At 70.7% G+C, this 18,427-nt stretch carries 15 protein-coding genes; 1 reads left to right on the forward strand and 14 read right to left on the reverse strand.

All coding sequences use genetic code 11. The features are described 5' to 3' along the window. Positions 1-34: 34 nt before the first annotated feature. On the reverse strand, positions 35-694 hold the full coding sequence (gene lspA, locus OHA55_RS05680; RefSeq protein ID WP_266703357.1) for a signal peptidase II: 660 nt from the start codon (positions 692-694) through the stop codon (positions 35-37). Positions 695-811: 117 nt separating this feature from the next. Next, positions 812-1,630: a TraR/DksA C4-type zinc finger protein gene (locus OHA55_RS05685; protein WP_266703359.1), complete on the reverse strand. Its 819-nt coding sequence runs from the start codon at positions 1,628-1,630 to the stop codon at positions 812-814. Positions 1,631-2,179: 549 nt separating this feature from the next. Between OHA55_RS05685 and ileS the strand changes: the two genes are divergently transcribed. Then, on the forward strand, positions 2,180-5,323 hold the full coding sequence (gene ileS, locus OHA55_RS05690) for an isoleucine--tRNA ligase (protein WP_266703361.1): 3,144 nt from the start codon (positions 2,180-2,182) through the stop codon (positions 5,321-5,323). 282 nt (positions 5,324-5,605) lie between these two features. Here the strand turns inward: ileS and OHA55_RS05695 are convergent, their stop codons facing one another. The 12 genes from OHA55_RS05695 to murF form a co-directional block, all read right to left on the reverse strand. Next, the gene (locus tag OHA55_RS05695; RefSeq protein WP_266703362.1) at positions 5,606-6,751 is read right to left on the reverse strand and encodes a DivIVA domain-containing protein; all 1,146 of its coding nucleotides are present in this window, start codon (positions 6,749-6,751) and stop codon (positions 5,606-5,608) included. Between the two features lie 49 nt (positions 6,752-6,800). Then, positions 6,801-7,097: a YggT family protein gene (locus OHA55_RS05700; RefSeq protein WP_266703363.1), complete on the reverse strand. Its 297-nt coding sequence runs from the start codon at positions 7,095-7,097 to the stop codon at positions 6,801-6,803. Between the two features lie 68 nt (positions 7,098-7,165). Next, positions 7,166-7,783: a cell division protein SepF gene (locus tag OHA55_RS05705; protein ID WP_266703364.1), complete on the reverse strand. Its 618-nt coding sequence runs from the start codon at positions 7,781-7,783 to the stop codon at positions 7,166-7,168. 126 nt (positions 7,784-7,909) lie between these two features. After that, positions 7,910-8,632, reverse strand: a complete 723-nt coding sequence (locus OHA55_RS05710; protein ID WP_266703365.1) for a YggS family pyridoxal phosphate-dependent enzyme — start codon at positions 8,630-8,632, stop codon at positions 7,910-7,912. Further along, on the reverse strand, positions 8,629-9,480 hold the full coding sequence (gene pgeF, locus OHA55_RS05715) for a peptidoglycan editing factor PgeF (protein WP_266703366.1): 852 nt from the start codon (positions 9,478-9,480) through the stop codon (positions 8,629-8,631). The genes OHA55_RS05710 and pgeF overlap by 4 nt, the downstream gene beginning before the upstream one ends. Then, the gene (gene ftsZ, locus OHA55_RS05720) at positions 9,477-10,688 is read right to left on the reverse strand and encodes a cell division protein FtsZ (protein WP_266703367.1); all 1,212 of its coding nucleotides are present in this window, start codon (positions 10,686-10,688) and stop codon (positions 9,477-9,479) included. Before ftsZ ends, pgeF begins: the two co-directional genes overlap by 4 nt. A 275-nt stretch (positions 10,689-10,963) precedes the next feature. After that, positions 10,964-11,758 carry a cell division protein FtsQ/DivIB gene (locus OHA55_RS05725; RefSeq protein WP_266703368.1) on the reverse strand — a complete coding sequence of 265 codons (795 nt, stop codon included), beginning with the start codon at positions 11,756-11,758 and terminating at the stop codon, positions 10,964-10,966. Positions 11,759-11,808: 50 nt separating this feature from the next. Further along, the gene (gene murG / locus OHA55_RS05730; protein ID WP_266703370.1) at positions 11,809-12,903 is read right to left on the reverse strand and encodes an undecaprenyldiphospho-muramoylpentapeptide beta-N-acetylglucosaminyltransferase; all 1,095 of its coding nucleotides are present in this window, start codon (positions 12,901-12,903) and stop codon (positions 11,809-11,811) included. A gap of 6 nt (positions 12,904-12,909) precedes the next feature. After that, the gene (gene ftsW, locus OHA55_RS05735; RefSeq protein WP_266703372.1) at positions 12,910-14,385 is read right to left on the reverse strand and encodes a putative lipid II flippase FtsW; all 1,476 of its coding nucleotides are present in this window, start codon (positions 14,383-14,385) and stop codon (positions 12,910-12,912) included. A 122-nt stretch (positions 14,386-14,507) separates the two neighbouring features. Next, positions 14,508-15,968, reverse strand: coding sequence for a UDP-N-acetylmuramoyl-L-alanine--D-glutamate ligase (gene murD, locus OHA55_RS05740; protein ID WP_266703374.1), 1,461 nt, complete (start codon positions 15,966-15,968; stop codon positions 14,508-14,510). After that, on the reverse strand, positions 15,950-17,020 hold the full coding sequence (mraY, locus tag OHA55_RS05745; protein WP_266703376.1) for a phospho-N-acetylmuramoyl-pentapeptide-transferase: 1,071 nt from the start codon (positions 17,018-17,020) through the stop codon (positions 15,950-15,952). The genes murD and mraY overlap by 19 nt, the downstream gene beginning before the upstream one ends. Further along, positions 17,017-18,426, reverse strand: a complete 1,410-nt coding sequence (murF, locus tag OHA55_RS05750) for a UDP-N-acetylmuramoyl-tripeptide--D-alanyl-D-alanine ligase (RefSeq protein WP_266703378.1) — start codon at positions 18,424-18,426, stop codon at positions 17,017-17,019. Before murF ends, mraY begins: the two co-directional genes overlap by 4 nt. Position 18,427: the final 1 nt, after the last annotated feature.

An 18,427-nucleotide genomic window follows, 5' to 3' on the forward strand; every position in this document is an offset into this window, starting at 1 on the left:
CGGTGCTGTGACCGGCGAGCTTCCCGGGCCGGACTCAGTCCTTGTGGACGGTGCCGTCCGGGTCCAGTCCCCGGAAGGAGAGAAGCACGATGAGGATGCCTCCGCAGACGATCGCGGAGTCGGCCAGGTTGAAGACCGCGAAGTGCGCCGGTGAGATGAAGTCCACCACCGCGCCCTTGAAGACGCCCGGCGCGCGGAAGAGGCGGTCGGTGAGGTTGCCGAGCGCCCCTCCGAGGAGCAGGCCGAGGGCGATGGCCCACGGCAGGCTGCGGAGCTTGCGGGCGAGCCGGACGATGACGACGATCACCGCCGCGGCGATGACGGTGAAGACCACCGTGAAGGCCTCACCCATGCTGAACGCGGCACCGGGGTTGCGCACGGCTTCCAGCTTCAGCCAGTCGCCGATGATCTCGACGGGCTCGTGGTGCTCCAGCTTCGCGACGACGAGCGTCTTGCTGATCAGGTCGAGGAGGTAGGCCACGACGGCCACGGTGAAGAGCGCGACGAGCCGCCGCCTGCCCTTGCCGGTGACGGCGGTCGCGCCGTCACCCTGCGCGGCCGTGTCTCCGGCCGCCGCGGTGTCCCCTGCACCGTCCGCGACGGCTCCGTCGGCGGGCGCCTGGGAACCGGTCTCCCCGGCCCCCTCGGCGTCGGGGATGTCCGGCGTTTCGATGGTGCGCTCCGCCTCTGCCACGTGAATCCTCAACCTGGGTCGTGTCCGGTACCGCACGCCGGCCGCCCGGCAGGGGCGACCGGACACGGCCTTGGTGCCGATTGAGGACGAGGGTACGACACGGAGCGCCCCGGACGGTCAGCCGCGTCTCTCCTGCTTCTGCTTGTCCTCGACGCAGAGGGTGGCCCGGGGGAACGCCTGCATGCGGGCCTTGCCGATGGGTTTGCCGCAGACCTCGCAGAGGCCGTAGGTCCCGGCGTCCATGCGGGCCAGGGCGCGTTCGGTCTGCTCCAGCGTCTCCTGGGCGTGGGCGGCGAGCGAGAGCTCGTGCTCGCGGGTGATGTTCTTGGTGCCGGTGTCCGCCTCGTCGTCGCCCGCCCCGTCGCCGGAGTCGCGCATCAGCCCCGCGAGGGCCGCACCGGAGGCCTCCAGCTCGGTGCGGAGCCGGGTGGCCTCGCCGGTGAGCTCCGCCCGCGCCTCGGCGACCTCCTCCGGCGTCCAGGGGTCCTCCCCCGGCCGGACGGCCAGCTCCCCGGGTGCGGTCGCCACGCGTGCCTGGGGCACCGCGCTCGCACTCGGTCCGCCGGACCCTGCCCCCGCCGCCCTGGCCGCGGTCTTCTTGGCTGCCACCGTCTGCTCTCCTGTCTGCTGGGCGGCGTCGGCCGCCTCCGTGGCCGCTGATGTGGCCTTCTTCGCCGTGCTCGTGCGGGCCGCGCTCTTCTTCGCGGGGGTCTTCCCGGCAGCCGTCTTCTTCGCGGCGGTCTTCTTGGCGGCCGTTTTCTTGGCGGCGGCCTTCTTCGCGGCGGCCTTCTTCGCGGGCTTCTCCGCGGCCGCCTCCGGTTCCGCCGCGCCGCGGGTGCCCCCGGTGTCCTTTCCGCTCCCGGCGCCCGTCCGCTCGTCAGTGGCGTTCGCGGATGCCGCTGACGCCGTCCGTCCGACGGTCTTCTTCGCCACCATGGGCGCGACCCCTTCACCTAGGGTGATCCTGCTCGCGGATCGTGCTGGGACGATAAATCGACCCATGACCCGCGGCAACGGGGCACGCCGCCCTGCCACCCCTCCCCGTACCCGGTCACGGCCCGCCTGCATCCGTTGTGCCCAGCTCCCCGCCGGGTATTCCGCCGGGCGGCGGAGCCGGAGGTTCCGCGGGCCCCCGACGCGCCATTCGGGTCAGCGTCCCGTGCGCGGGAGACCCCGCGCAAAACCGGTCGGACTCCCCGCCCCCGGCCCCGTACACTGGGCGCAGCGAGAGGCATGGATGGGACGAGTAGCGTCGTACGCAGCCCAGAGCGACCCGGGGTCGGTGGAAGCCCGGGGGCGAGCGCGTCGTGAAGATCACCCCGGAGCCGCCGGAAGAACGCCGCAGGCAGGCAAGTAGACCCGGCATCGCACCCCAATGAGGGGGCCAGGGCATGCGCCCGGGCCAAGGAGGGTGGTACCGCGGGAGCCCAGCGCTCTCGTCCCTCCGACGGAAGTGGGAAGACATCCGCCGGAGGAAACCCGAACATGACATCGCCGCAGTACCGCCCGGTCCCCGCTCAGGTCGACCTGCCCGCGCTGGAGCACACCGTGCTCGACTTCTGGCGCGACGGCAAGGTCTTCGCCAAGAGCCTCGAACAGTCCGAGGGCCGCCCCGAGTGGGTCTTCTACGAGGGCCCGCCGACCGCCAACGGCATGCCCGGCGCCCACCACATCGAAGCCCGCGTCTTCAAGGACGTCTTTCCGCGCTTCCGCACGATGCAGGGCTACCACGTCGGCCGGAAGGCCGGCTGGGACTGCCACGGTCTGCCCGTGGAGCTCGCGGTCGAGAAGGAGCTGGGCTTCAACGGCAAGAAGGACATCGAGGCGTACGGCATCGCCGAGTTCAACGCCAAGTGCCGCGAGTCCGTGACCCGCCACACCGACGCCTTCTCCGACCTGACGACCCGCATGGGGTACTGGGTCGACATGGACGACGCGTACCGGACGATGGACCCGGAGTACGTCGACTCGGTCTGGTGGTCGCTGAAGAAGATCTTCGACAAGGACCTGCTGGTCCAGTCCCACCGCGTCGCTCCCTGGTGCCCCCGCTGCGGCACAGGCCTCTCCGACCACGAACTGGCGCAGGGGTACGAGACGGTCGTCGACCCGTCGGTCTTCGTCCGCTTCCCGCTGACCTCCGGCCCGCTGGCCGGCCGGGCGTCGCTGCTGGTCTGGACGACCACCCCGTGGACGCTGGTCTCCAACACCGCCGTCGCCGCCCACCCCGAGGTGGAGTACGTCGTGGCGACGAACGGCGAGGAGCGTCTCGTCGTGGCGCGCCCGCTGGTGGAGAAGGCGCTCGGCGAGGGCTGGGAGCTCACCGGCGAGTCCTTCACCGGCCGGGAGATGGAGCGCTGGACCTACGAGCGCCCCTTCGACCTGGTCGAGTTCCCCGCCGAGGCGCACTACGTCGTCAACGCCGAGTACGTCACCACCGAGGACGGTACGGGTCTGGTCCACCAGTCCCCCGCGTTCGGCGCCGACGACCTCCTGGTCTGCAAGGCGTACGGTCTGCCGGTGGTCAACCCGGTGCGCCCGGACGGCACCTTCGAGGAGGACCTGCCGCTGGTCGGCGGGGTCTTCTTCAAGAAGGCGGACGAGGCGCTCACCGAGGACCTCGCCGCCCGGGGCAAGCTCTTCCGCCACGTCCCGTACGAGCACAGCTACCCGCACTGCTGGCGCTGCCACACCGCGCTGCTCTACTACGCGCAGCCGTCCTGGTACATCCGCACCACCGCCGTCAAGGACCGCCTCCTCGCGGAGAACGAGAAGACCAACTGGTTCCCGGACTCGGTGAAGAACGGCCGCTTCGGCGACTGGCTGCACAACAACGTCGACTGGGCGCTCTCCCGCAACCGCTACTGGGGCACCCCGCTGCCGATCTGGCGCTGCGAGGACGGCCACCTCACCTGCGTCGGTTCGCGCGCCGAACTGTCGGAGCTGACCGGCAGCGACCAGTCGGGCCTCGACCCGCACCGGCCGTTCGTCGACGCGATCACGTTCACCTGCACCGAGGACAACTGCCAGTTGGAGGCGTACCGCGTCCCCGAGGTCATCGACGCCTGGTACGACTCGGGTTCGATGCCGTTCGCGCAGTGGGGCTACCCGTACAAGAACAAGGAGGTCTTCGAGAGCCGCTACCCGGCGCAGTTCATCTCGGAGGCCATCGACCAGACGCGTGGCTGGTTCTACACGCTGATGGCGGTCGGCACCCTCGTCTTCGACCAGTCCTCCTACGAGAACGTGGTCTGCCTCGGCCACATCCTCGCCGAGGACGGCCGGAAGATGTCCAAGCACCTGGGCAACACCCTCGACCCGATCCCGCTGATGGACCAGCACGGCGCCGACGCGGTGCGCTGGTTCATGGCCGCGGGCGGTTCCCCGTGGGCGGCCCGGCGTGTGGGTCACGGCACCATCCAGGAGGTCGTCCGCAAGACGCTCCTGACGTACTGGAACACGGTCGCCTTCCAGGCGCTGTACGCCCGTACGTCCGCGTGGGCGCCGTCGGCGGCCGACCCGGCACCGGCGGACCGCACGGTCCTGGACCGCTGGCTGCTGAGTGAACTCAACGCCCTGGTGGGCCAGGTGACCACCGCGCTGGACGGCTTCGACACCCAGCGGGCGGGCAAGCTGCTCTCCTCGTTCGTCGACGACCTCTCCAACTGGTACGTCCGCCGCTCGCGCCGCCGCTTCTGGCAGGGCGACAAGGCGGCGCTGCGCACGCTGCACGAGGTCGTCGAGACGGTGACCCGGCTGATGGCCCCGCTGACTCCGTTCATCACCGAGCGGGTCTGGCAGGACCTGGTGGTTCCGGTGACCCCGGACGCCCCCGAGTCGGTGCACCTCTCCTCGTGGCCGGTGGCCGACGCCTCGGCGGTCGACCCCGAACTCTCCACGCAGATGGCGCTGGTGCGCCGGCTGGTGGAGCTCGGCCGGGCGACCCGCGCCGAGTCGGGCGTGAAGACCCGCCAGCCGCTCTCCCGCGCGCTGGTCGCGGCGGCCGGCTTCGAGGCGCTCTCCGCCGATCTGCACGCGCAGATCACCGAGGAGCTGAACGTCTCCTCGCTGGCCTCGCTCTCCGAGGTGGGCGGCTCGCTGGTCGACACCACGGCGAAGGCCAACTTCCGCGCGCTGGGCAAGCGTTTCGGCAAGGGCGTGCAGGCGGTCGCGAAGGCGGTCGCGAACGCCGAGGCCGCCGCGCTCTCGCAGGCGCTGCGCGAGGGGACCGCATCGGTGGAGGTGGACGGCGAGACGGTCTCGCTGACGCCGGACGAGGTCATCATCACGGAGACCCCGCGCGAGGGCTGGTCGGTGGCGTCCGACTCGGGCGCCACGGTCGCCCTGGACCTGGAGATCACCCCGGAGCTGCGCCGCGCGGGCCTCGCCCGTGACGCGATCCGGCTGATCCAGGAGGCCCGCAAGAACAGCGGCCTGGACGTGGCGGACCGGATCGCGGTGCGCTGGACCTCCGACTCGGCCGCCACGGTGGAGGCGCTCACCGAGCACGCCCCGCTGATCGCGGACGAGGTGCTCGCCCTGGACTACGCCCGGGGCGACGCGGACGACTCGTACGGCACCCCGTTCGAGGACGAGGGCCTGGACCTGCGCTTCCGCCTCCGCAAGCACTGACCGGCCGCCCCTCGGCTCCACGGGGCACCGGTCGACCGAAGGCCCGGCGGGACTCCCGCCGGGCCTTCGGCGTTCCCGGGAGCGCTCGGGCGATACCGGAAACTTCGTTCCACTACAGGGTGATTCATGCGTATCTGAGTTGATTCGCACCTCTCCGGGCGCCCCTGCGGGCTCCGGAAGGCCGCCGGCAGGGGCGCACGGAAAAGGGCCGGGCCCCGGGGAGATCCCCGGGGCCCGGCCCTCAGCCTGCCGACGGCTACGCGCTCAGAGAGCGCGAGCCGGTCAGTTGTCGTCCTCGTCGATGAGGAACCCGCGCATCGGCGACGGAGCCTGCTGCATCGGCTGCGGCGCCTGCGGCCGTACCGGTGCCATCGGCTGCGTCATCGCGGGCGACATCTGCTGCTGCCCACCGAAGGACGGTCCGGGACCCATGGACGGGTTGCCACCCATCGACGGGCCGCCGTGGTTGCCGGCGCCCATGCCGTGGCCCATCGCACCGGCACCGGCCGGAGCCAGCGAGGGCGACGGCGGCAGCGAGGCGGCCGCGGGGCTCCGCGGCGGAGCCAGCGAGTCGTCGGCCTGGGTCTCCAGCTGACGCAGCTGGCTCTCCAGGTACGACTTCAGGCGGGTGCGGTACTCGCGCTCGAAGCCACGCAGGTCCTCGACCTTGCGCTCCAGCGTCGCGCGGGCCGACTCCAGCGAGCCCATCGCCACGCGGTGCTTCTCCTGCGCGTCCCGCTCCAGCGCGTCGGCCTTCGCCCGCGCGTCGCGCTCCAGACCCTCGGCACGGCTGCGCGCCTCACCGACGATCTTGTTGGCCTCGGAACGGGCCTCCGCGATCGCCTGGTCGGCGGTCTGCTGCGCCAGCGAGAGGACACGGGCGGCGCTGTCGCCACCGGGTCCCTGCTGCTGCATCTGCTGCATCGGCTGCTGCATCTGCTGCATGGGCTGCATCTGCTGCTGCATCTGCTGGGGAGCGTGACCCATGGGACCGCCCATGGGACCACCCATGGCGCCGCCCATGGGGCCGCCCTGCATCGGGCCGGGGCCGTGCTGGCCCTGCGGACCGGGGCCGTGCTGACCCTGCTGGGGGCCATGGCCGCTGGGACCGGCGGGCAGCTGCGGCGGACCCATCTGCGGGGGCTGCTGCTGGACCGGCGGACCCGATATGGCGGCGGGCACGGGAGCCCCGGGCCTCTCCTGCTGCTGCTCCGGGGGCTTGCGCATGGCCTGCTGCTGCTGGTTCTGCGCGGCGGCACGCGTCGCGGCGGCCAGCTTGGCGCGCAGGTCCTCGTTCTCGCGGAGCAGTCGCGTCAGCTCGGATTCGACCTCGTCGAGGAAGGCATCGACCTCGTCCTCGTCATAGCCTTCTCGGAGGCGGACGGTCGTGAACTGCTTGTTCCGCACGTCCTCGGGGGTCAGCGGCATCTCTTCTTCACCTCTACGTAGTCGTCGGCAGTCGGCAGGACCGTATCGTTCACACGCTGCTCGCAAGCCACTGGAGCAGCTCGATCAGGATGTAGACGATGATCATCAGAACGAAGAAGGACAGGTCGAGCGCCACGCCCCCGAGACGCAGCGGCGGAATCAACCGCCGCAGGAGCTTGAGCGGTGGATCGGTGGCCGTGTAAGTGGCCTCGAGAACCACCACCATCGGCTTGCCCGGCTCCCATGAACGCGCGAACTGGAAGACGTAGTCCATGACCAGCCGGAAGATCAGCACGACGAGGAAGCACTTCAGCGCGACGCTGACCACTTCGAGTGCGACGCCCATGACCGCGCTTCCCTCCCCTGGTTCTCGTAGCTCCGGCCTCTCGGCCGGGTTGTTCCCGTGTCGCGTTCTCAGCTCTGGTTGAAGAACCCGCCCTCTGCAATACGGGCCTTGTCCTCCGCCGTGACATCGACGTTAGCAGGCGACAACAGGAACACCTTCTGCGTCACGCGCTCAATGCTGCCATGAAGTCCGAAGACGAGTCCCGCGGCAAAGTCGACAAGTCGCTTTGCGTCCGTGTCGTCCATCTCCGTGAGATTCATGATCACCGGAGTGCCCTCACGGAAGTGTTCCCCGATGGTACGGGCCTCGTTGTAGGTCCGGGGGTGCAACGTGGTGATGCGGTACGGCTCCCGCTCGGAGACGACCTTGGGCATGATCACGGGTGCGTTCTTCTCCAGGTTGGGGCGTTCAGGTGTGATGGATGCCACGGGCGCGATCCGGGCGGGTCGCACACTCTCGGCGGGGAGCTGAACTGGCTCGCGCGGCGCGGGGGGTTGCACCACTCGTACCGGTTCGTCCCTTTCGCGCTCCCGCTCCACCTGATGCGCGGGCTGGTGCCTGCGCCGGTCCCGCTCGGGCTCCGGCTCGGGTTCGAATTCATCGTCGGGGTCGAACCCCGGACCGTCGTACCCATCGTCCTCCACGAGGCCGAGGTAGACCGCCATCTTGCGCATCGCGCCGGCCATGCTCCGAGTCCTCCGCTCTGTGGTGGATCGGCAATCGTCACCAAGTGCCAGCGATCCACGGTGGTCTGCCCCGTATTGAGCGGGAATGACCATATTTTCTGCTGTGGTCCGACCTGCTTCGCGACGTTACCCGAGCCGGGGTCGGACTCCGAGTACCGCAGTACCGACGCGTACATGTGTCGCTCCGGCCGCTACGGCGTCCTCGAGGTCCGAACTCATCCCCGCGGAGACCATGTTCGCAGCCGGATGGTCCGTGCGCAGCCGGGATGAGATTTCCATCAGCCGCTCGAAGGCGGCCCGTTGGCGTCCGGCATAGGGGCCGGCGAGCGGCGCGACCGTCATCAGACCGTCGAGCCGGAGCCCCGGTGCCGCCGCCACCGCGGCGGCCAGCGCCTCCACGCCCTCGGGGGCGACCCCGCCCCGCTCGCCGCGTCCGCCGTTCCCGGCGTCGAGGGCGACCTGGATCAAGCAGCCGAGTTCACTCTCCCGCTCACCGGCCGCAGCCGTGGAGAGAGCGGAAACCAACTTGATCCGGTCGATCGACTGCACCACATCGGCATAACGCGTCACCGAACGAACCTTGTTGGTCTGAAGTTGACCGACGAAGTGCCAAGTGAGCGACAGATCCGAACAGTCCGCGGCCTTGGGGGCGGCGTCCTGGTCCCGGTTCTCGGCCACCTGACGCACACCGAGTCCGTGCAGGATCCGCACGTCGCTCGCCGGATAGGTCTTGGTGACCACGATCAGGGTGACCTCGTCCCGCGACCGGCCGGCCGCGGAACAGGCGGAGGCGATACGTTCCTCCACCCGCGCCAGGTTGTCGGCGAGTTCCTTGCTGCGGTCCGTCATGCCCTGTCCTCGTGGTCCTGGTCGCCCCGGTCGCCCTCGACGTGCCCTTCGAGGGGTCCGTCCACCCAGACGTATCCGGCGAGCCGTCCGGTGGTGCGGTCGCGCCGGTACGAGAAGTGGTCGTCCGACTCCCGCGTGCAGAACGGCGAACGCCGCACGTCGCGCACCCCGAGCGCGGCGAGCTGGGAGTGGACCCCGGCGACGACGTCCACCGCCGGGGTACCCCACCGGGTCTCGGCCCGTGCCGCGGGTACGGCCTCGGCGACCTCGTCCCGCATCGCGGCCGGCACCTCGTAGCAACCGCCGCAGACCGCCGGTCCGGTGCGGGCGACGATCCGGGAGGCTTCGGCACCGAGGGCGAGCATCGCCTCCACCGCGGCGGGGACGACTCCGGCGACGAGGCCGGGGCGGCCGGCGTGTGCCGCCGAGACGACTCCGGCGACCGGGTCGGCCAGCAGGACCGGGACGCAGTCCGCGGTGAGCACGGCGAGCGGCAGCGCCCGACGCGCGGTCACCAGCGCGTCCACCGCCGGGATCTCCCGGTCCGGGCCCCAGGGCCCGTCGACCACGGCGACCTCGCGGCCGTGCACCTGGTTCATCCAGACGACCCGCGCCGGGTCCAACCCGAGCTCACCGGCGGCGCGCGCCCTGTTCGCGACCACGGCGGCGGGGTCGTCTCCGACCGCGCCGCCGAGGTTCAGCGACCCGTACGGGGCGGTGCTCACCCCGCCCCACCGGTCGGTGAAGGCGAAGTGGGCACGGGCGCCACCGGACGGGTCCGCCGCGAGTACCGATGTGACGGCGGGACCCGCGGTGCTCGCGGGTCCCGCGTGGTGCCGGTCTATCACTTCAGGAAGTCCGGTACGTCCAGCTCTTCGGCCTGGGTGTCCTGGTAGGGACGGGCCGTCGGAACGTGCGGCGGGGCCACCGGCGGCAGCGAGCCGTCGTTCGCGACCGGTACGGGCTCGACCGGGGCCGGGGCCTCTTCGCGGACCGGTACGGAACCGAGTCCGGCCGAGTGGCGGACCGGCTCGGGCCGGGCCGGCGGGGCGGGCTCCTCGCGCTTGGTGGCACCGGCGCCGATCACGTTCTCGCGGCGGGCCGGCGGCTGACCGCCATCGAAGCCCGCAGCGATCACGGTGACCCGCACCTCGTCGCCCAGCGCGTCGTCGATGACCGCGCCGAAGATGATGTTCGCCTCCGGGTGCGCCGCCTCGCTCACCAGCTGGGCGGCCTCGTTGATCTCGAAGAGACCGAGGTCGCTGCCGCCGGAGATGGAGAGCAGCACGCCGCGGGCGCCGTCGATGGACGCCTCCAGGAGGGGCGAGGAGATCGCCATCTCCGCCGCCGCCACCGCGCGGTCGTCGCCGCGGGCCGAGCCGATGCCCATGAGCGCCGAACCCGCCTCGGACATGACCGACTTGACGTCGGCGAAGTCGAGGTTGATGAGGCCGGGGGTGGTGATGAGGTCGGTGATGCCCTGGACACCCGAGAGCAGTACCTGGTCGGCCGACTTGAACGCGTCGAGCACGCTCACCTGGCGGTCCGAGATGGACAGCAGCCGGTCGTTGGGGATGACGATGAGGGTGTCGACCTCTTCGCGGAGCTCGGCGATGCCGTCCTCCGCCTGGTTCGCGCGCCGGCGGCCCTCGAAGGTGAACGGGCGGGTGACCACACCGATCGTCAGGGCGCCCAGTGAACGGGCGATGTTGGCCACGACGGGTGCGCCACCGGTGCCGGTGCCGCCGCCCTCTCCTGCGGTGACGAAGACCATGTCGGCCCCCTTGAGGACCTCCTCGATCTCTTCACGGTGGTCCTCTGCCGCCTTGCGACCGACTGCCGGGTTGGCTCCGGCGCCGAGTCCCCGGGTGAGTTCGCGGCCGACGTCGAGCTTGACGTCGGCGTCGCTCATCAACAGGGCTTGCGCGTCCGTGTTGATCGCGATGAACTCGACGCCCTTGAGACCGACCTCGATCATTCGGTTGATGGCATTGACACCACCGCCGCCGACACCGATGACCTTGATGACTGCGAGGTAGTTCTGCGGTGCTGCCACGTCGAAGGCCTCTCGCCTCGATTTACGTGTCGTCGCTCTGCGGTGGCCCGCCGCGACGACGGATGTCGATGGGGACGGTCCGAACGCCGACCCAAACCCTAACGCTGAAGTTTAGGGTTACCAGTGTGTCTGCTTCTTGGACTCTTCCGAACAGGACACTAAGTCGACAAGTGGCGCACGTTCAACGAACACGCCGAACCTCCCGTTTTTCTTTTCACCCTATGTGATCACCCGTAGCGATGACCAACCAGGGTGCTGGTCAGGCCAAATACCCGTCAACTCTCCGAAGATGCCGGAGCGGTGGGCGCACTCACGTCGAAGTGTCCTGCTTTGGGTGCCGCTTTCATCAGCGCGGTGAGGACTTTCGCCTTCACCGCGCCCTGTTCACCACTGCCCCAGATCACTTCCCGTCCCCCCGTCAGCTTCAGCGAGATCGCATCGTACGAGGTCACCCGCACCACCTCGGTGTCCCGCGCGACGGCGGCGGGGAGGTCGCCGGCGACTTCGACCGCTTCCCGCAACAGACGGTCACCGCCGAAACGGCGCAGACTCGCGGAAGGTTCGGGCGACAATTCCAGCAACGGAACCTTTTCAGGCGCTTTGTCCACCGTCGCGAACCGCACACCCCCGGCGTCCACTTCGGTGAAGTTTGCGCCCTTTTTCAGCAGAAGGACCGGCTTTCGCTCCGTCACCTCGATGTCGATTCCGTGCGGCCAGGAACGCGTCACGTCCACGGTGTCGATGCGGGGGAGTTTCCGCCGCAACCGGCGCTCCAGGGAATCGGTGTCCACGGAGACCAGCGGCGAGCCGACCGGAGCCGACGCCGCCGCCTCCACCTCCGCCCGGGAGAGGACGTCGGTCCCGCTCACCCCGACGTCCTCCAGCCGGAGCCAGGAGGAGCCCCAGAGCGCCCACGCCACGCCCCCGGCGAGCAGGGCGGCCCCGGCCGCGCCGAGGACCACCGCCCTGCGGCGGCCGGGCGCACCGCCTCCGGGACCGGCGTGCGGCGCGCGCGCCGGGGTGTCCGCCTGCTTCCCTGAACCGCGCTGGGCGGTCGTCGGTCCGGCCACGCTCGCTCCTTCGCCGGGTCCGGGGCGCGACACCCCGGACCCGCCCCGCCTCACGCCTGGCGGCGTGCGGCAATCGCCTCGTACACCATGCCGACGAGCAGGTCGTCGGCGTCGCGCCGGCCGAACTCCGCGGCGGCGCGGGACATTTCATACAGCCGGTGCGGATCGGACAGCACCGGGAGGACATGGGCCTGCACCCACTCGGGGGTGAGGGCCGCGTCGTCGACCAGCAGACCGCCGCCGGCGTTGACCACCGGCTGGGCGTTGAGCCGCTGTTCGCCGTTGCCGATCGGCAGCGGTACGTACGCGGCGGGCAGCCCGACGGCCGAGAGCTCGGCCACGGTCATCGCGCCCGCGCGGCAGAGCATCATGTCGGCCGCGGCGTACGCGAGGTCCATCCGGTCCACGTACGGTACCGGGATGTAGGGCGGCATACCGGGCATGTTGTCGATACGCGGCAATTCGTTCTTCGGGCCGACCACGTGCAGGATCTGGATGCCCGACCGCTGGAGCAGTGGCGCGACCCGCTGGACCACCTCGTTGAGGTGGCGGGCTCCCTGCGAACCGCCGGAGACCAGCAGGGTGGGCAGGTTGGGGTCGAGCCCGAAGGCCGCGCGCGCCTCCGGGCGCACCCGGGCCCGGTCCAGGGTGGCGATGGTGCGGCGCAGCGGGATGCCGATGTAGCGGGCGCCGCGCAGCTTGCTGTCGGGGGTGGAGACGGCGACGCCGTGGGCGTACCGGGAGCCGATCTTGTTGGCCAGGCCGGGGCGCGCGTTGGCCTCGTGGACGACGATGGGCACTCCGGCGCGCTTGGCGGCGAGGTAGCCGGGCAGCGCGACGTAGCCGCCGAAGCCGACCACGCAGTCCGCCTTGGTGCGTTCCAGGATCTGCTCGGCGGCCTTGATGGTGCCGCGCAGCCGGCCCGGGACGGTGATCAGCTCCGGTGTGGGCTTACGGGGCAGCGGCACGGCCGGGATGAGCGCCAGGTCGTACCCCCGCTCGGGTACGAGCCTGGTCTCCAGGCCGCGTTCCGTGCCGAGGGCGGTGATGCCCACGGTCGGGTCCTGCCTCCGCAGGGCGTCTGCGAGGGCAAGCGCGGGCTCGATGTGGCCGGCGGTCCCCCCGCCGGCGAGTACGACATGCACCGAAATTCACCGCTCTCCGGACGGACGCTTCTTGACGCGCCGTCTCATCGTCTTCCATCTCACCCCGGGCCTCCGCATGGCCAGGGCCGCTTTCGCGCCGGTCTCGTCCCGCGCGAAGGCGATCATCAAGCCGACCGCGAACATGGTCGGCAGCAGGGCCGACCCTCCGTAGGAGAACAGCGGGAGCGGGACTCCGGCGATCGGCAGCAGGCCGAGCACCGCACCGATGTTGATCACGGCTTGCGCGGTGATCCACGTCGTCACGCCTCCCGCGGCGTACCTCACGAAGGGGTCCTCCGTGCGTCCGGCCACGCGGATACCCGCATAGCCTAGAGCCGCGAAGAGGGCGAGCACCGACAGAGTCCCCGCCAGCCCCAGTTCCTCGCCGGTGATGGCGAAGATGAAGTCGGTGTGGGGTTCTGGGAGTTGTCCCCATTTCTCCACGCTCGCACCCAGCCCCGATCCGAACCAGCCACCGGACGCGAGAGCGTAGATTCCGTGCGCGGCCTGCCAGCAGCCGCCCGCGGCGTCGGGTTCGCTGACGCCCACGCAGGCCAGCCGGGACATGCGGTTCGGGTTGGTCTTGATCAGCAGGACGGCGATGGCCCCGGCGAAACCGAGGACGCCGACGAAGAGCCTGGTCGGCGCTCCGGCGAGCCAGAGCAGGCCGAAGAGGATCGCGGTGAGGATGATCGCGGTGCCCATGTCGCCGCCGAGCATGATCAGGCCGAGCAGCATGAAGGCGACGGGGATCAGCGGGACCAGCATGTGTTTCCACTGGGTGAGCAGCCGCTTGTCCTGTTTGCGGGCGAGCAGGTCGGCGCCCCAGAGCACGAGGGCCAGCTTGCCGAACTCGCTGGGCTGGAGCTGGAACGGTCCGCCGATGTAGAGCCAGTTCTGGTTGCCGTTGACCGACATCCCTATGCCGGGGACCTGGACCAGGGCCATCAGGAAGACGGTGCCGAGCAGCATCGGGTAGGCGAGCGCGCGGTGGAGCTTGACCGGCATGCGGGCGGCCAGCAGCATCAGCCCGGCCCCGATGACGGCGGCCAGGAACTGCTTGCGGAAGAAGTAGGTACTCGGCTTGGCGAGTTCCAGTGCCTTGATCATGGAGGCGCTGTAGACCATCACGAGGCCCAGGACCGTGATCAGCAGGCTGGAGCCGAGGATGACGTAGTACGCGGTCAGAGGGCGGTCCCAGGCCCGCAGCGCCTGCTCGTAGGCCCGGCGCACCCCGCCGCCGCGCGGGTCGCGGGGAGCGGGGGCGGAGCGGCCCGGGGGGCGCGGCGGCCCGGGCCGGCTGCCGGAACCGGCGGCGAGCCGCCCCCGAAGGGCCGTTCCGGGGTGCGTGGGTACCCCTGAGCCCGGTGAACCGGACAGGGCGGGCCGGGCGAACGGCCGGGTACGGAAGGGGCCGGTCCTCGCCGCGTGCGCCCGTGCACGGGCCCGTCCCAGGGCGTCGGGACCCTCATCGGCCGGCATAGTCGCTGTCCCCTCCGCTGATCGTGCCCGGGGCGGCGACAGTCCGGTGGCCCGGCCCCCGGGCCGTACCGTCCCCCGGGCACATTGTCCCCGGGGAAGGCACGGCCCGGGGGCCGGTCCTGTCAGACGCCGTCGTCGGCGAGTGCGCGGACCGCGTCCGCGAACGCCTCGCCCCGCTCGTTGTAGTTGGCGAACATGTCCATCGAGGCGCAGGCCGGGGCCAGCAGCACGGTGTCGCCCGGACGGGCGAGCCGTGCGGCCTCGGCGACCGCCTCGGACATGGCCCCAGTGTCGGTCCGGTCCAGGTCGACCACCGGTACCTCGGGGGCGTGTCGCGTCAGGGCTTCGCGGATGAGGGCCCGGTCGCGGCCGATGAGGACCACCCCCCGCAGGCGCTTCGCGGCGCCGCCGACCAGCTCGTCGAAGGTGGCTCCCTTGGCGAGACCGCCGGCGATCCAGACGATCGGCTCGTAGGCGGCGAGGGAGGCTTCGGTGGCGTGGGTGTTGGTGGCCTTGGAGTCGTCCACGTAGGCGACGCCGTCGACGTCCGCCACGTGCTCGATGCGGTGCGGGTCGGGGCGGAAGGCGCGCAGTCCGTCGCGGACCGCGGCGGGCTTCACGCCGAAGGCGCGGGCCAGCGCGGCGGCGGCGAGCGCGTTGGCGATGTTGTGCGGGGCGGGCGGGTCGACGTCGGCGACCTCGGCCAGCTCCTGGGCCTGCTTCTGCCGGTTGGTGACGAACGCCCGGTCCACCAGGATGCCGTCGACGACGCCGAGCTGGGAGGGGCCGGGGGTTCCGAGGGTGAAGCCGATCGCCCGGCAGCCCTCCTCCACGTCGGCCTCGCGCACCAGTTCCTCGGTGGCGGGGTCGGCCGCGTTGTAGACGCAGGCCACCGTGTTGCCCTCGTAGATCCGGCCCTTGTCGGCGGCGTACGCCTCCATGGAGCCGTGCCAGTCGAGGTGGTCCGGGGCCAGGTTGAGCACGGTCGCGGAGTGGGCGCGCACCGAGGGCGCCCAGTGCAGCTGGTAGCTGGAGAGTTCGACGGCGAGCACGTCGTACGTCTCCTCGCCGAGGACCGCGTCCAGCAGGGAGACGCCGATGTTGCCGACGGCCGCGGTGCGCAGCCCGGCGGCCTCCAGGATGGAGGCGAGCATGCGTACGGTCGTGGTCTTGCCGTTGGTGCCGGTGACCGCGAGCCAGGGGGCGGGCTCACCGCCCTTGACTCCCCGCAGCCGCCAGGCGAGTTCGACGTCGCCCCAGACGGGGACGCCGGCCGCGGCGGCCGCGAGGAAGAGCGGCTTGTCGGGCTTCCAGCCCGGGGCGGTGACGATCAGCTCGGTGGAGCCGGGCAGGGTGTCGCCGTCGCCGAGGCGCACGGTGATGCCCTCCGCCTCCAGGCCGGCGGCCTGGGCGCGGGAGCGCTCGTCGTCGCCGTCGTTGACGACGGTGACCAGCGCCCCGAGTCCGTGCAGGGCGCGGGCGGCGGGAATCCCGCTGATCCCGAGTCCGGCGACGGTGACGTGCTTCCCCCGCCAGTCGGTCCCGTCCCCCTGGTGCGCGTTGCTCACTTCTTGGCTGCCCATCCCGCGTAGAAGAGTCCGAGACCGACGATGACGCACATGCCCTGGATGATCCAGAACCGGACCACCACCAGGACCTCGGACCACCCCTTGAGTTCGAAGTGGTGCTGGAGCGGCGCCATCCGGAAGACCCGCTTGCCGGTCATCTTGAAGGAACCGACCTGGATGACCACGGACATCGTGATCATCACGAAGAGACCGCCGAGCACGGCGATCAGGAACTCGGTGCGCGAGCAGATGGCGAGACCCGCGAGGGCGCCGCCGAGCGCGAGCGAACCGGTGTCACCCATGAAGATCTTGGCCGGCGAGGTGTTCCACCACAGGAAGCCGAAGCAGGAACCCATCAGCGCCGAGGCGACGACCGCCAGGTCGAGTGGGTCGCGCACTTCGAAACAGGCGCTGGGGTTGGTGAGTTCCATCGCGTTGGCGCACGACTCCTGGAACTGCCACAGTCCGATGAAGGTGTACGCGCCGAAGACCATCACCGACGCGCCGGTGGCCAGGCCGTCCAGACCGTCCGTCAGGTTCACGCCGTTGGACATGGCGAGAATCATGAACAGCGCCCAGACGACGAACAGCACCGGTCCGATCGACCACCCGAAGTCCTCGACGAACGAGAGCCGGGTGGAGGCCGGGGTGTTGCCGTGGATGTCGGCGAACTGGAGCGAGAGCACCGCGAACGCGATGCCGACGATCAGCTGGCCGGCCATCTTCGCCTTGGCCCGCAGGCCGAGCGAACGCTGCTTGACGATCTTGATGTAGTCGTCCAGGAAGCCGACGAGCCCCATCCCCGCCATCAGGAAGAGCACGAGGACACCGGAGAACCGCATGTCCTCGCCCGTGATGACCTTCGCCAGGACGTACGCGATGATCGTCGCCAGGATGAAGGCGATGCCGCCCATCGTGGGCGTGCCCTTCTTGCTGCCGTGCGTGCGCGGGCCGTCGTCCCGGATGAACTGGCCGTATCCCTTGCGGGCCAGCAGCTTGATGAGCAGCGGGGTACCGACCAGGGTCAGGAAGAGCCCTATGGCCCCCGCGAAGAGGATCTGCCTCATCGGCCGGTGACCTCGCCCTCGGTCGCGTTCTCCAGCAGTGCCTGGGCAACCAGCTCCAGGCCGACCGACCGGGACGCCTTCACCAGCACGACGTCTCCCGGGCGCAGTTCACTGCGCAACAGGTCGACGGCCGCCTGTGCGTCGGACACGTGCACCGACTCCTCACCCCACGAACCCTCGTTGTAAGCGCCCAGTTGCAGCCAGGAGGCTTCGATTCCCCCGACCGCGACGAGCTTGCTGACGTTGAGCCGGACGGCAAGCCGTCCGACCGCGTCGTGCTCGGAGAGCGACTCGTCACCGAGCTCGGCCATCTGACCGAGCACCGCCCAGGTCCGCCGGCCCCTGCCCATGGCGGCCAGCGCACGGAGTGCGGCTCTCATGGATTCGGGGTTCGCGTTGTAGGCGTCGTTGACGACCGTCACACCGTCCGGACGCTCGGTGACCTCCATGCGCCAGCGGGAGAGGGTGCCCGCCTCGGAGAGCACCTCGGCGATCTCCTGTACGGGCATGCCCAACTCATGGGCGACGGCGGCTGCGGCGAGCGCGTTCGACACGTGGTGCTCACCGTACAGGCGCATGGTCACCTCGCTGCACCCGGTGGGTGTGTGGAGGCTGAATGCGGGGTGTCCGTCCGCTGTGAGACGTACGTTCTCTCCCCGTACGTCCGCTTCGGGCGCCTCTCCGAAGAGGAGGACCCTCGCTTTCGTGCGGGAGGACATGGCACGTACGAGCGGATCGTCGGCGTTGAGGACGGCCACTCCGTCCTCGGGCAGCGACTCGACCATCTCGCCCTTGGCCTGGGCGATCTGCTCCCGGCCGCCGAACTCGCCGATGTGGGCGGTCCCGACGTTGAGGACGAGTCCGATGCGGGGCGGGACGAGGCCGGTGAGGTAGCGGATGTCGCCGATGTAGCGGGCGCCCATCTCCAGCACCAGGTGCTGGGTCTCCTCGGTGGCGCGGAGTGCCGTGACCGGCAGGCCGATCTCGTTGTTGAGGTTGCCCGCCGGGTAGACGGTCGGCCCCATGCGCTCCATGAGCTGGGCGATGAGGTCCTTGGTGGAGGTCTTGCCCGCGGAGCCGGTGAGGGCGACGACGGGCAGCCCGAGGCGATCGACGACGACGTGGCGGGCGAGGGCGCCGAGCGCGGCCACGACGTCGTCGACGACGATCGCGGGCACCCCTACGGGGCGGGTGGCCAGCACCGCGACGGCGCCGGCCGCGACGGCGCCGGGGGCGTAGTCGTGGCCGTCGACCTGCTCACCGACGAAGGCGGCGAACAGGCTGCCCCGCTCCACCTTCCGGGAGTCGATGACGACCGGGCCGTCGACGACGACCGAGGTGTCCGGTATGTCGCGCGGCTGCCCGCCGACGATTTCGGCGATCTCGGCGAGGGAAAGGGCGATCACT

Origin of the sequence: Streptomyces sp. NBC_00102 (genome assembly GCF_026343115.1) — a bacterium.
Classification (GTDB): Bacteria; Actinomycetota; Actinomycetes; order Streptomycetales; family Streptomycetaceae; genus Streptomyces.